The sequence below is a fragment of the Actinomadura sp. WMMA1423 genome (assembly GCF_006547145.1).
In the GTDB taxonomy this organism is placed as follows: domain Bacteria; phylum Actinomycetota; class Actinomycetes; order Streptosporangiales; family Streptosporangiaceae; genus Spirillospora.
Window position 1 is genome coordinate 18887 of the sequence record NZ_CP041244.1, and the last position, 13236, is coordinate 32122.

Annotated in this window: 11 protein-coding genes; 4 read left to right on the forward strand and 7 right to left on the reverse strand. The window is 73.1% G+C overall.

Annotated elements, in window-relative coordinates; translation table 11 throughout:
• Window positions 1–53 precede the first annotated feature (53 nt).
• A complete protein-coding gene (locus FKD65_RS00100) occupies window positions 54–1499 on the forward strand; it encodes an MFS transporter (RefSeq protein ID WP_141574979.1) in 1446 nt (481 codons plus the stop codon).
• Here the strand turns inward: FKD65_RS00100 and FKD65_RS00105 are convergent.
• Window positions 1428–2738 (reverse strand): NAD(P)/FAD-dependent oxidoreductase, encoded by a 1311-nt coding sequence (locus FKD65_RS00105; RefSeq protein ID WP_141574981.1) that lies wholly within the window; start codon window positions 2736–2738, stop codon window positions 1428–1430. The genes FKD65_RS00100 and FKD65_RS00105 overlap by 72 nt on opposite strands.
• Window positions 2728–3528 (reverse strand): tryptophan 2,3-dioxygenase, encoded by an 801-nt coding sequence (locus FKD65_RS00110; RefSeq protein WP_141574984.1) that lies wholly within the window; start codon window positions 3526–3528, stop codon window positions 2728–2730. The genes FKD65_RS00105 and FKD65_RS00110 overlap by 11 nt, the downstream gene beginning before the upstream one ends.
• 137 nt (window positions 3529–3665) lie before the next feature.
• On the opposite strand from FKD65_RS00110, the gene FKD65_RS00115 reads away from it, so the two are divergent.
• Complete coding sequence (locus FKD65_RS00115; protein WP_141574987.1) at window positions 3666–4769, forward strand: lysophospholipase; 1104 nt, start codon at window positions 3666–3668, stop codon at window positions 4767–4769.
• 46 nt (window positions 4770–4815) lie between these two features.
• Here the strand turns inward: FKD65_RS00115 and FKD65_RS00120 are convergent, their stop codons facing one another.
• Window positions 4816–6087: a hydroxyacid-oxoacid transhydrogenase gene (locus tag FKD65_RS00120; RefSeq protein WP_141574989.1), complete on the reverse strand. Its 1272-nt coding sequence runs from the start codon at window positions 6085–6087 to the stop codon at window positions 4816–4818.
• Between the two features lie 44 nt (window positions 6088–6131).
• Window positions 6132–6617 (reverse strand): MarR family transcriptional regulator, encoded by a 486-nt coding sequence (locus tag FKD65_RS00125; RefSeq protein ID WP_141586177.1) that lies wholly within the window; start codon window positions 6615–6617, stop codon window positions 6132–6134.
• A 98-nt stretch (window positions 6618–6715) separates the two neighbouring features.
• Here FKD65_RS00125 and icmF point away from each other — a divergent pair, with 98 nt between their 5' ends.
• Window positions 6716–9934 carry a fused isobutyryl-CoA mutase/GTPase IcmF gene (gene icmF, locus FKD65_RS00130; RefSeq protein ID WP_141586179.1) on the forward strand — a complete coding sequence of 1073 codons (3219 nt, stop codon included), beginning with the start codon at window positions 6716–6718 and terminating at the stop codon, window positions 9932–9934.
• 13 nt (window positions 9935–9947) lie between these two features.
• Window positions 9948–10721, forward strand: coding sequence for a helical backbone metal receptor (locus FKD65_RS00135; protein ID WP_141574991.1), 774 nt, complete (start codon window positions 9948–9950; stop codon window positions 10719–10721).
• Here the strand turns inward: FKD65_RS00135 and FKD65_RS00140 are convergent.
• From FKD65_RS00140 to FKD65_RS00150, 3 genes are read right to left on the reverse strand one after another with little or no spacing between them, the layout of a single operon-like run.
• Window positions 10718–11278, reverse strand: a complete 561-nt coding sequence (locus FKD65_RS00140) for a TetR/AcrR family transcriptional regulator (protein WP_168220894.1) — start codon at window positions 11276–11278, stop codon at window positions 10718–10720. The two genes, FKD65_RS00135 and FKD65_RS00140, sit on opposite strands and share 4 nt — an antisense overlap.
• 13 nt (window positions 11279–11291) lie before the next feature.
• On the reverse strand, window positions 11292–12047 hold the full coding sequence (fabG, locus tag FKD65_RS00145) for a 3-oxoacyl-ACP reductase FabG (RefSeq protein ID WP_141574996.1): 756 nt from the start codon (window positions 12045–12047) through the stop codon (window positions 11292–11294).
• Window positions 12048–12064: 17 nt separating this feature from the next.
• A complete protein-coding gene (locus tag FKD65_RS00150; protein ID WP_141574998.1) occupies window positions 12065–13216 on the reverse strand; it encodes an acyl-CoA dehydrogenase family protein in 1152 nt (383 codons plus the stop codon).
• Window positions 13217–13236 lie beyond the last annotated feature (20 nt).

Sequence of the window (13236 nt, forward strand, 5' to 3'; positions counted from 1 at the left end):
CCGCCTTTGTCGACGATGGAGGGCCCTCCGGGCCCGAAGGAGGAGCAAAGGCAATGACAAGGCGGTGGCAGGCGCTCTCGGTTTGCCTTGTCGCGGCGTTCATGACGCTGCTGGACGTCAGCATCGTCAACGTGGCGCTGCCGTCGATCCGGTCGGGCCTGCACGCGTCGGACGCGCAGCTCCAGTGGATCCTGTCCGGGTACGCGCTGACGTTCGGGCTCGTCCTCGTCCCGGCCGGGCGGCTCGGCGACGCCCGCAGCCGCCGGGCGGTGTTCATGTTCGGGCTCGCGCTGTTCACGGCGGCGAGCGCGGGGGCGGGCATCGCCCCGACGATCCTGTTCCTCGTCCTCGCCCGGCTCGTGCAGGGCGTCGCGGGCGGCATCCTCAACCCGCAGGTCGCCGGGCTCATCCAGCAGCTGTTCCGGGGCCCCGAGCGGGGACGGGCGTTCGGGGCGCTCGGCGCCGTCATCGGGATCGCCACCGCCGTCGGGCCGCTGCTCGGCGGCGGGCTGATCGCGATCGCCGGTCCGGCGGAGGGCTGGCGGTGGGTGTTCTACGTCAACATCCCGGTCGGCGTCGTGGCGCTGTTCCTGGCGTGGCGGCTGCTGCCCGCCCCGGTCTACGGGGAGCGGCAGGGCCTGGACCCCCTCGGCGTGCTGCTGCTGGGCGCGGGCGTCCTGTGCGTGCTGCTGCCGCTCGTCCAGGAGCAGCAGTGGCGCGGCGACCTCAAGTGGCTGCTCGTCCTGGCGGGCGCCGTGCTGCTGGCGGCCTTCGCCGCCTGGGAGCGCCGGGCCCGGGCGCCGATGGTCGACCTCGCGCTGTTCCGGCTCCGCTCCTACTCGCTGGGGTCGGCGATCGCGCTGCTGTACTTCGCCGGATTCACCGCGGTCTTCTTCATCTTCACGCTCTACCTCCAGGCGGGCCTCGGTCTCAGCGCGCTGGAGGCGGGCCTGGCGATCACGCCGTTCGCGCTCGGCTCCGCGGTCGGGTCCACCCTCGGCGGCCGCGCCGTCTCGCGGTACGGCCGCCAACTCGTCGCCGGAGGCCTGTGCCTGGTGCTGGCCGGGCTCGGCGCGGCGTGGCTCGCGGTGGAGCTGAAGCCCGGCGCGGGCGTCGCCTGGGCCACCGCGGCGCCGCTGCTGCTGGCCGGGCTGGGCAGCGGCCTGGTGATCTCGCCGAACCAGACGATCACCCTGTCGGAGGTGGACTACACCGAGGGCGGCAGCGCGGCCGGCGTCCTGCAGACCGGCCAGCGGGTCGGCACCGCGATGGGGGTCGCCGCCGTCGGGTCGGTGTTCTTCGCCACGATCGCCGGGACGCGCGGGGACTGGGCCGCCGCGTTCCGGCACGGGCTGATCGTCGTCCTCGGGTTCGTGCTGGCGGCGCTGGCGGCGGCCCTGGCCGACCTGGCCGCCGGCCGCCGGGGCTCAGCGCCGCCGGAGGAGGGCGCGCAGGCCCAGGCCGAGGGCCGCCGCGGTGCCGGCGGCGGCCGCGGCTAGCACCCGGTTCTGCCGCCTGATCCGCGCCGGGATCCGCGCGTACGGCACCGTCGAGAACGACACCAGCTCGTAGCGGGAGACATAGCGCCCGGCCAGGCGCCGCTCCAGCGCGTGGACCGCCGCCTGCTTCGCCCGGTACACCGGGGACGACACCCGGTCGCGCATCTCGATGAAGTTGTCCAGCGCCATCTCGGCGATCGCGTCGGTGTTGGCCTTGCGCCGCTCCTGGTAGAGCGACAGCGCGCGGGCCCAGTCGCCGCCGGTCTCGGTGAGGCACCGGTCGATCTCGATGCAGTCCTCGAACGCGCAGTTGGCGCCCTGCCCGAAGAACGGCACGATCGCGTGCGCGGCGTCGCCCAGCAGCGCCACCAGGGCGCCCTTGCCGTACCGCGTCCACGGCCAGCAGCGGACGGTCACCAGCGACCCCACCGGGTTGCGCTCGTAGTCGCCGGCGAGGTCCGGCATCAGGCCCGCGACGTCGGGGTAGTGCCGCTCGAAGTAGGCGGTGACCTCCTCCGGGGTGTCGAGGGCGGCGAAGTCCGCCTTGGGCCAGAACAGCGTGCAGGTGAACGAGCGGTCCAGGTTCGGCAGCGCGATCATCATCGAGGTGCCGCGCGGCCAGATGTGCAGCGCGTCGGGGTCGAGCGCGAACCCGCCGTCCCTCGGCGGGACGGTCAGCTCCTTGTACCCGTGCTCCAGGAAGTCGGCGTCCTCGTCCAGGCGCAGCGACCGGCGGACGGCGCTGTACGCGCCGTCCCCGGCCAGGACGATGCCGGCGGGCTCGGGGGCGGCGCCCTCCAGCAGGACGGCTCCGGCCTCGACGTCCACTCCGGTGACGCGCTGGGAGAACCGCAGCGTGACGCCCGGGGTGCCCTCGGCGGTGTCCAGGAGCGACCGGTTCAGCTCGGCGCGGCTGATGGAGTTGATGGCGCGCTCGCCGTCGGCGCTGTAGGGCTGGAAGTTCGGCGCGCCCGCGAGCGGATGCACCATCCGGCCGTGCATGGGCAGCGCCTGCTTGAGGGACTGGTCGCGCAGCCCCACCTGCTCCAGCGCCGCCAGGCCGCGCGCGGAGATCGCCAGGTTGATCGAGCGCCCCCGCTCGGCGCCCGCCACGCGCGGATCGGGGCGCCGCTCGTACACCGTCACCGCGATGCCGCGCCGGCCGAGCAGCACCGCGAGCAGGCAGCCCGCGAGGCCCGCGCCGACGACCGCGACCCGCTCCCCGGCCTCAGCCGCCATGGACGGGGACCTCCTCGGTCTGGGAGCGGACCTCCCACAGGTCGGGGAACGCGGGGGCGAACAGGGTGCTGCGCAGGTAGTCGGCGCCGGCCGACCCGCCCGTGCCGATCTTCGCGCCGATCGTCCGCTCGACCATCTTCAGGTGCCGGTACCGCCACTCCTGGATGCCCTCGTCCACGTCGACGAGCGCCTCGCAGACCTCGGCGGCGGGGCCCGTCTCGTCCGCGTAGACGGCGAGCAGGGCCTTCTGCACGCCGGGGTCCGGCTCCCACGGCCGGGAGAAGTCGCGCTCCAGGGCCCCCCGCGGGACGGCGTGGCCGCGGCCGGCGAGGTAGCGCAGCAGCGAGTCGAACACCGACGGGCGCGACACGGCCGCCTGGAGCCGCTCGTCGCCGCGCAGGTCCGAGGCGGGGAAGGAGCGCCGCCCGAGGACGGCCTCGATCTCGCGGAACTGCTCGCTCTGGAAGCCGCTGGAGTTGCCGAGCTCGTCGCGGAACGCGGCGAACTGCCGGGGCGTCATCGTCTCCAGCACGTCCAGCTGCCCGACCACGGTCTTGAGGATCTTGGCTATGCGGCGGGCGGTGTGCAGCGCCCCGGCGCTGTTGCCCTCCTCCAGGCGGGCCTGGAGCAGCGCGGCCTCGTGCAGGATCTGCTTGAACCACAGCTCGTAGACCTGGTGGATGATCACGAAGAGCAGCTCGTCGTGCGCCCGGGTCTTCGGCTCCTGGCAGGACAGCAGGTCGTCGAGCCTCAGATAGCCGCCGTACGTCATCGTCGGCGAATCCGCCATCACGCCTCCTTGCGACACAACGGATGTGATCCGCAGCATATGGGATGGATCTGTACGACCAGGCGTTGGGTGGTCGTGCGGAGTCCATATCCCCCTACGATCAGAACCTGATTCGGTAGCGAGCCGGGAGGCGCCGGATGGGTGAGATCGTCAGGGAGTTCGTGGGGCTGCCGTCACCGCTCGCGGGCAGGGCGGGCGCGGGCGGGCACCCGTGCCAGGGCGTCTACCACCGGCCCGCCGGGGCCGCCCCGAAGACCGCGTTCATCGCGGCCCACTACAACGTGGACTTCTCCGAGCACTACCTCGCCGAGCACCTCGCGGCCCGCGGCCACGGCTTCCTCGGCTGGAACACGCGCTTCCGGGGCAACGAGGCGTACTTCCTGCTCGACCACGCCCTCGCCGAGATCGGCACCGGGGTCCGCTGGCTCCGCGAGCGGGCGGGCGCCGAGCGCGTCGTCCTGCTCGGCAACTCCGGCGGCGGCTCGCTTATGGCCGCCTACCAGTCGCAGGCCGTCGAGCCCAACATCACGCCCGTCGCGGGGATGCGCCCCGTCCCTGCGATCGAGGACCTGCCCGCCGGGGACCTGTTCGTCGCGCTCGCCGCCCACGCCGGCCGCCCGGAGGTCCTCACCGCCTGGATGGACCCGTCGGTCACCGACGAGACCGACCCGCTGTCGGTCGACCCGGCCCTCGACCCCTTCGACCCCCGCAACGGCCCCCCGTACGACGCGGAGTTCCAGGCCCGGTACCGCGCCGCCCAGCGCGCCCGCAACGAGCGCATCACCGACCGCGTCCTCGCCCGCCTGGACGCCCTGAAGGGCACCCGCGCCCGCGACACCCTGTTCACCGTCCACCGCACCTGGGCCGACCTGAGGATGATCGACCCCTCCATCGAGCCGTCGGACCGCCGGCCCAACCGCTGTTACCTCGGCGAGCCCGCCAAGGCGAACTACGGCGTGTTCGGCATCGGCTCGCTGTGCACGCTGCGCTCCTGGCTGTCGATGTGGAGCCTGCGCACCTCGCAGTGCGCCGCCGCCCCGCACCTCGCGCGCATCACCGCCCCGTCCCTGGTGGTGCACGCCACGGCGGACGAGGGCGTCTACGAAAGCGACGCCCGCGCGGTGTTCGACGCCCTCGCCGCGCCGGACAGGACCCTCCACCGGATCAGGGACACCCACTACCTGCCGGACTCCCGGCCCGAGGCCGCCGACCTCGTCGACGCCTGGGTCCGCGAGCGCTGAGGGGCCTCACCGCAGCGGCCTCACCACCGGCCTCACCACAGCGGCCTCACCACAGGCGCAGCGACCGCGTGAAGATCCCGGCCACGGCCTCCTCGTCCACCGCGCGAGGCGCGGTCGCCAGCAGCCGCTGCTGCTTCATCGCGCCCTCCACCAGCGCGGGGACGTCGCCCTCGGTGTACCCGACTCCGCCGATCCCTTCCGGGAGGCCGATGTCGCGCATAAGCCGCAGCACGGCCAGCGGCAGGTGCTCGGACGCCTCGTCCGGCCGGTCCGTCCGAGGGTCGAGCAGCTCGGCGGCCCGGACGTGCCGCCCGGGGCACGCCTCGAAGGTGAACCGGAACGCCTCCGGCGCGGTCAGCGACACCGACATGCCGTGCGGGACCATCGCCTCCCCGGCGGGGTAGCCGTCCGGGCGGAAGTCCCTGACCTGCCCGGCGATCGGGTAGGCGTTGGCGTGCGGGATGTGCACCCCGGCGTTGCCGAACCCGAGGCCCGCGAACGTCGCCGCGAGCGCCATGTCGGTGCGCGCCTCCCGGTCCTCCCCGTCCTCGACCGCCCTGCGGAACGACCGCGACAGCAGGCTCAGCGACTTCTCCGCCCACATGTCCGACACCGGGTTGGCCCCGCAGTAGGGGACCCGCTGCTCGGGCCTCTTGCGCTCGTACGCGTCGTAGGGGCGCGCGGTGTAGCTCTCCAGGGCGTGGCAGAGGATGTCCATCCCGGCCGAGGCGGTCACCCCGGGCGGCTGCGACATCGTCAGCTCCGGGTCCACCACGGCCAGCGCCGGCCGCAGCCGCGGATGGCTGATGCCGGTCTTCACCCGCAGGTCCAGGACGTCGAGGACGCACACCGTGGTGCTCTCCGCGCCCGTGCCCGTCGTGGTGGGGACGGCCACCAGCGGCAGCAGCGGCCGCTCCGGCGCGCGCCCCGCGCCCACCGGCGGGTTCAGGTAGTCGGCGAGGTCGCCCTCGTTCGTCGTGAGCAGGTTGACCGCCTTGGCGGTGTCGATGCTCGACCCGCCCCCGACCGCCACGTACGCGTCGTAGGGGCCGGTCTCCCGGGCGTGCTCGACCGCCTGCCGCATGCTCGCGTCCGTGGGCTCCACGCGCACGCCGTCGAACACGGCGGCCTCGACCCCGTACGCCCCCATCGCCTCGGCGATCCGCGCCGGCCCGCCCGTCGCGGCGATCCCGGGGTCGGTGACGACCAGCACCCGCCGCGCCCCGAACTGCGCCAGATCGAACCCGATCTCGTCCGCCGCCCCGCTGCCGAACTTCAGTTGCGGCGCCCCGTAGGTGAAGACCGTCTCGCTCGTCATGCCCCCAAGGTGTCACACGTCCCGGCGGCGCCGGGTCCCCCGGATCAGTCGAGGTCGCCGGTCGCCAGGCGGACGCGGCGGAGCGCGGCGGTGATCTCGGCGGCCTCGGCCTCGGGGAGGCCGGCGATGCCGAAGCCGGACTCGTTGAGGGCGAGCGTGGCCTCCTCGGCGAGGTCGCGGCCCGCGGGGGTGATGGTGGCGAGGACGACCCGGCGGTCGTCGGGGGAGGGGCGGCGGCCGACGAGGCCCCGCTGCTCCAGGCGGCCGATCACGTTGGTCACCGAGGCCGGGTGGACCATGAGGCGGGTGCCCATCTTGCCCATGGGAAGGGTTCCGGTGCGGGTGAAGGCGAGCAGGCGCAGGGCCTCGTAGGCGGCGAACGTCAGCCCGTAGGGCTTGAGGACGGCCTCGATCCGGCTGAGCAGGACCTGCTGGGCCCGCATCACCGAGGTGACGGCCGCCATGCGGTCGGCGTGCTCGGGCCAGCGGCCGCTCCACTGGCGGTGGGCCTCGGCGATGGGATCGGGCATGTCGGGCACCGGCCCACCGTATGACGTCTTGACTGCGTCGCGCACGGAAACTACTTTAACTTCCAAATATTGGATGTCCAAGGGTTGAGGTGGAGACGGTGACGGGGGAGCTGCACGCGCCGGTGCACCCGGTGCGCTTCGTGACGGCGGCGGCGCTGTTCGACGGCCATGACGCGGCCATCAACATCATGCGGCGCATCCTGCAGTCCCAGGGCGCCGAGGTGGTGCACCTCGGGCACGACCGCTCCGTGCGGGAGGTCGTCGACGCCGTCCTGGAGGAGGACGCTCAGGGCGTGGCGATCAGCTCCTACCAGGGCGGCCACGTCGAGTACTTCGAGTACCTGTCGCGCAGCCTGAAGGAGGCCGGCGCCGAGCACGTGAAGGTGTTCGGCGGGGGCGGCGGCGTCATCGTGCACGAGGAGATCGCGCGGCTCTCGGACGCCGGCGTGCGGATCTTCTCCCCGGAGGACGGCCAGCGGCTCGGCCTGCCCGGCATGATCAACGAGCTGGTCCGCGAGTGCGACGTCGACCTGGCCGCCGAGCCGGTGCCGGTCGAGGACGTGCTGGCGGGGGAGCGGCGCGCCCTCGCCCGGGCCGTCACCTGCCTGCAGGCCGGGAACCTGCCCGCGGACGACCGCGCGCGGCTCGCCGAGGCTGCGGCCGGGCGGCGCGTCCCCGTGCTCGGGATCACCGGGACGGGCGGGTCCGGGAAGTCCTCGCTCACCGACGAGCTGGTGCGGCGGCTGCGCGTCGACCAGGGCGACCGGCTGCGCGTCGCGGTCCTCGCCGTTGACCCGACGCGGCGGCGCGGCGGCGGCGCGCTGCTCGGCGACCGGATCAGGATGAACTCCCTGGACGGCGACCGCGTGTTCTTCCGCTCCCTGGCGACCCGGGGTGCGCGGGAGCTGCCCGAGAACGTCGAGGACATCATCACCGCCTGCAAGGCCGCCGGGTACGACCTGGTGGTCCTGGAGACGCCCGGCATCGGGCAGGGCGACGCCGCGATCGTGCCGCTGGTCGACGTGTCGCTGTACGTGATGACGCCGGAGTTCGGCGCCGCGTCCCAGCTCGAGAAGATCGACATGCTCGACTTCGCGGACGTGGTGGCGATCAACAAGTTCGAGCGGCGCGGCGCGGCCGACGCGCTGCGCGACGTGGGCCGCCAGCTCGTGCGCAACCGGGAGGCGTTCGGGCGGCGCCCCGACGACATGCCGGTGTTCGGCACCAGCGCCGCCACGTTCAACGACGACGGCGTCACGGCGCTCTACCAGCACCTCGGGGGGCTGCTGGGCGAGCACGGCCTGCGCCTGGAGGACGGTGCCCTCCCCGAGGTCGCGACCAAGGTGCCGACCGGCGCCGCGACCGTCATCCCCCCGAACCGCGTGCGGTACCTGTCCGACATCGCCGAGACCGTCCGGGGCTACCACGCCGACACGGTGAGGCAGATGGAGGCGGTGCGGCGCGTCCAGCGGCTGGACGAGGTCCGTGCCGAGCTGACGGACGCCTCCGAGGTCGAGGCCCTGCTGGAGAAGGCGCGCCGCGAGGTGGAGCCGGGGAACGCCCAGCTGGTCGAGGGCTGGCCCGCGGTGGTGGAGTCCTACTCCGGCGACGAGCAGGTCGTGCGGATCCGCGACCGGGAGCTGCACACCGCGCTCGCGCGCGAGTCGCTGTCGGGCACCCGGATCCCCCGCGTCGCCCTGCCGCGCTACACCGACCACGGCGAGCTGCTGCGCTTCCTCCGCAACGAGAACCTGCCCGGGCGGTTCCCGTTCACCGCCGGGGTGTTCCCGTTCAAGCGCGACAACGAGGACCCCGCCCGCATGTTCGCGGGGGAGGGCGACCCCTTCCGCACCAACCGCCGCTTCAAGCTGCTGTCGGAGGGCCAGCCCGCGACGCGCCTGTCCACCGCGTTCGACTCGGTCACCCTGTACGGGCGCGACCCCGACGAGCGTCCCGACGTGTACGGCAAGGTCGGCACGTCCGGGGTGTCGATCGCCACGCTGGACGACATGAAGGCGCTCTACGACGGGTTCGACCTGTCCTCGCCGACCACCTCGGTGTCGATGACCATCAACGGCCCCGCGCCCACGATCCTGGCGTTCTTCCTGAACACCGCCGTCGACCAGGGGCTGGACGCCTTCTACGAGGAGAACGGGCGCGAACCGTCCGAGGAGGAGGCCGCGCGGATCCGCGCGCGGGTGCTGTCCACCGTGCGCGGCACCGTGCAGGCCGACATCCTCAAGGAGGACCAGGGGCAGAACACCTGCATCTTCTCCACCGAGTTCTCGCTGCGGATGATGGGCGACATCCAGGAGTGGTTCATCGCCAACAAGGTCCGCAACTTCTACTCGGTGTCCATCTCCGGCTACCACATCGCCGAGGCCGGGGCGAACCCCATCAGCCAGCTCGCGTTCACCCTCGCCAACGGCTTCACCTACGTCGAGTCCTACCTGGCGCGCGGCATGGACATCGACGACTTCGCGCCCAACCTGTCGTTCTTCTTCTCCAACGGCATGGACCCGGAGTACAACGTGCTGGGACGCGTGGCCCGGCGCATCTGGGCCGTGGCCATGCGCGACCGGTACGGCGCCAACGAGCGCAGCCAGAAGCTCAAGTACCACGTGCAGACGTCCGGGCGCTCCCTGCACGCGCAGGAGATGCACTTCAACGACATCCGCACGACGCTGCAGGCGCTCATCGCCATCTACGACAACTGCAACAGCCTGCACACCAACGCCTACGACGAGGCGGTCACCACGCCGACGGCCGAGTCGGTGCGGCGGGCCCTGGCGATCCAGCTCATCATCAACCGCGAGTGGGGCCTCGCGATGAACGAGAACCCCCTCCAGGGGTCGTTCGTCATCGACGAGCTGACCGACCTGGTCGAGGAGGCCGTGCTCACGGAGTTCGACCGCATCAGCGAGCGCGGCGGCGTGCTCGGCGCGATGGAGACCGGCTACCAGCGGGGCCGCATCCAGGACGAGTCGATGCTGTACGAGCAGCGCAAGCACGACGGCTCGCTGCCGATCATCGGCGTCAACACCTTCCGCACCCCGGAGTCCGGCGACGGGACCCCGAAGACGATCGAGCTCGCCCGCGCCACCGAGGACGAGAAGCGGTCCCAGCTCGACCGCGTCCGCGGCTACCAGCGGGCGCACGGGGACGAGGCGCGGGCCGCGCTCGCCGCGCTCAAGGACGCGGCCCGGTCCGGGGGGAACGTGTTCGCGGTGCTGATGGACGCGGCGCGCGTGTGCAGCCTCCAGCAGATCACCGACGCTTTCTTCGAGGTCGGCGGCCAGTACCGCCGCAACGTCTGAGGACCGTCCGCCGATGGCCGCCCGCGACGACACCGGCGCCCCGGTCCGCTTGCCGGACCGGGTGCGCCGCGTCGTGTCGATCGTCCCGTCCCTGACCGAGACGGTCGCGGCGACCGCGCCGGAGCTGCTGGCCGGCGCCACCGACTGGTGCACCCATCCCGAGGGCCTCGACGTGCCGCGCGTGCGCGGCACCAAGAACCCCGACCTGGAGCGGATCATCGCGCTGCGGCCCGACGTCGTCGTGGGCAACACCGAGGAGAACCGTCCCGCCGACGTCGAGGCGCTCCGCGCGGCGGGCGTCGCGGTGTGGATGACGCGGATCCGCACGGTCGAGGAGGCCCTGGCGTCGCTGCGGCGCATGCTGGCCGAGGCGTGCCGGGTGCCTGCGGCGCCCGGATGGCTGGAGGAGGCGTCCCGCGTCTGGTCGCGGGTCGCGCCGGGGGAGCCCCGGGCGGCGGTGATCCCGATCTGGCGGCGGCCGTGGATGGTCGTCGGGCGCGACACCTTCACCGGCGACGTCCTGTCCCGCCTGGGCGTCTCCAACGTCTACGCCGGGCATCCCGAGCGCTACCCGAAGATCCCGCTGGACGAGCTGAACGCGGCCGGCGCCGACCTCGTCGTCCTGCCGGACGAGCCGTACCGCTTCACCGAGGACGACGGCCCGGAGTGCTTCCCCGGGCTCGACGCCGCGCTCGTCAGCGGCCGGCTCCTCACCTGGTACGGCCCGTCCCTGGTCGAGGCCCCGGCCGTTCTCGCCGGACGGCTCGCCGCGGCCCGCCCCCGCTAGCCGGGGCGGCGGGTGAACATGGCCTCCACGCAGCGGGCCATGCGCTCGTCGAGCTCGTCGGCGGGCACGCCGATCTCCCGCGCCAGGTGCTCGCGCAGCAGCGTGTACCCGTAGATCGTGGAGGCGATGGCCGCCTGCACGGCCGCCACGTCCTCGACCGGCAGGTCCCCCCGCGCCGCCTCCGCGGCGAGGTCCTCGCGGCCCGCGCCCCGGTTGAGCAGGACGCGGGGCCGGTCGTCGCCGTCCAGCACGAGCAGCGTCGCCAGCCGGACCGGCTCGGGGTGGCGCAGGCTCGTCCAGAACAGCCGCGCCAGCCGCTCGCGCAGCGGCAGCCCGGCCGCCTCCACCGCGTCCTCGGCGTTCGGCCGCGAGCGGTGGAACAGCGCCGAGCGCAGCAGCGCCCGGCGCGACCCGAAGTACTGGTAGACCAGCCCGCGGTTGACCCCGGCCTCGTCGGCGACCTGGCGCAGGTTCAGCCCGGCGAGGACGCCGCCGCGCCGCAGCAGCGCGACCGCCGCCGCCCGCAGCGACTCCTCGGTCCCCTCCCGGTCCCGCACGCGGGCCGCCCCGTCACGCGCGGGGACCACCGGCCACATAGATGACCTGCCCGGACACGAAGGACGCGTCGTCGCTCACCAGGAACGCGACGGTCCCCGCGATGTCCTCGGGGACGCCGACGCGCCGGACGGGGATCTCCTTGGCCGCGGCGGCCTTGAAGTCCTCGAAGCCGACGCCGACGCGGGCGGCGGTCGCGGCCGTCATCTCGGTGGCGATGAACCCCGGCGCGATCGCGTTGGCCGTGACGCCGAACTTCCCGAGTTCGATCGCCAGCGTCTTGGTGAAGCCCTGGAGGCCCGCCTTGGCCGCCGAGTAGTTGACCTGGCCGCGGTTGCCGAGGGCCGACACCGACGACAGGTTCACGATCCGGCCCCATCCGGCCTTCGTCATGTGCTCCTGCGCGGCGCGGGTCATCAGGAACGAGCCCCGCAGGTGCACCGAGAGGACCGAGTCCCAGTCGTCGTCGGACATCTTGAACAGCAGGTTGTCGCGGGTGATGCCGGCGTTGTTCACCAGGACGACGGGGGGTCCGAGCTCGGCGGCGACGCGCGCGACGGCGGCGTTCGCCCGCGCGGTGTCGGCGACGTCGACGCCGACGGCCAGCGCGGTGCCGCCGTCCTTGGTGATCGTTTCGACGGTGCCGGCGCAGGCGGCCTCGTCGAGGTCGCAGACGGCGACGGCGAAGCCCTCCCTGGCGAGGCGGACGGCGGTGGCGGCGCCGATGCCGCGCGCGGCGCCGGTGACGATGGCGACCCGGGTTCCGGTCATGTGCGCGAGCCCTTCCGTCAGACCTGGATGTCCTTGGCGATGATGGTCTTGAGCACCTCGCTGGTGCCGCCGTAGATCCGGGTGACCCGGGCGTCGGCGTACAGGCGCGCGATCGGGTACTCCAGGATGTAGCCGTAGCCGCCGTGCAGCTGGAGGCACTTGTCGACGACGCGGGCCTGCACCTCGGTGCAGAACAGCTTGCAGACGGCGGCGTCGGCGGGGGTGAGCTCGCCGGCGTCCAGCGCCTCGATGCAGCGGTCGACGAGTGAGCGGGCGGCCTCGACCTCGGTGGCGCACTCGGCCAGCACGAACTTGGTGTTCTGGAACGACGAGACGGTCTTGCCGAAGACGGTGCGCTCCCGCACGTACCGGCGGGCGAACTCCACGGCGGCCGCCGCCGACGCGTAGGAGCTGGTCGCGATGCCGAGGCGCTCCTCCGCGAGGTTGTGCGTCAGGTACTCGAACCCGCGCCCCTCCTCGCCGAGCAGGTCCTCCACGGGGACCCGGACGTCGCTGAACGACAGCTCGGCCGTGTCGGAGCTGCGCAGACCGATCTTCTCCAGCTTGCGTCCGACCGCGTAGCCCTCGCTCCGGGTGTCCACGGCCAGGATCGACAGGCCCGCCCGGCGGTTCTCCGGCGTGGCCTCGGACGTCCGGGCCACCACGAGCACCCGGTCGGCGAGGACGCCGCCGGTGATGAACGTCTTGGCGCCGTTCAGGACGTAGTGGTCGCCGTCCCGCTTCGCCGTGGTCCGCATGCCGGCGAGGTCCGAGCCGGTGCCGGGCTCGGTCATCGCGATGGCCGTCATCATCTCGCCGGACACGAACGGCGGCAGCCAGCGCTTCTTCTGCTCCTCCGAGCCGTACTTCAGCAGGTAGGGCAGGACGAGGTTGACGTGCACCCCGTAGCCGCCGAAGCTCACCCCGGCGCGGGCGCACTCCTCGGAGACCACGGCCTGGTACTTGAAGCTGGTCTCGCCCGCGCCGCCGTACTCCTCGGGCACCTGGATGCCGAACACGCCGAGCTCGCCCAGCTTGTTGTAGAACTCGCGCGGGGGATGGCCCGCGTTCTCCCACTCCTCGTAGACCGGGGCCACCTCGGCCTCGATGAAGTCCCGGATCGTCTCCCGGAAGGCCTCGTGGTCCTCGTTGAAAACGGTGCGGCGCACGCCGTGCCCCTCTCGCCTGC

Bases quoted from the DNA above. Each gene is read 5' to 3' on its own strand.
- FKD65_RS00115 (WP_141574987.1), top strand. From the start codon at position 3,666: ATGGGTGAGATCGTCAGGGAGTTCGTGGGGCTGCCGTCACCGCTCGCG.
- FKD65_RS00135 (WP_141574991.1), top strand. From the start codon at position 9,948: ATGGCCGCCCGCGACGACACCGGCGCCCCGGTCCGCTTGCCGGACCGG.
- FKD65_RS00105 (WP_141574981.1), bottom strand. From the start codon at position 2,738: ATGGCGGCTGAGGCCGGGGAGCGGGTCGCGGTCGTCGGCGCGGGCCTC.
- FKD65_RS00125 (WP_141586177.1), bottom strand. From the start codon at position 6,617: ATGCCCGATCCCATCGCCGAGGCCCACCGCCAGTGGAGCGGCCGCTGG.
- FKD65_RS00110 (WP_141574984.1), bottom strand. From the start codon at position 3,528: ATGGCGGATTCGCCGACGATGACGTACGGCGGCTATCTGAGGCTCGAC.
- FKD65_RS00120 (WP_141574989.1), bottom strand. From the start codon at position 6,087: ATGACGAGCGAGACGGTCTTCACCTACGGGGCGCCGCAACTGAAGTTC.
- FKD65_RS00100 (WP_141574979.1), top strand. From the start codon at position 54: ATGACAAGGCGGTGGCAGGCGCTCTCGGTTTGCCTTGTCGCGGCGTTC.
- fabG (WP_141574996.1), bottom strand. From the start codon at position 12,047: ATGACCGGAACCCGGGTCGCCATCGTCACCGGCGCCGCGCGCGGCATC.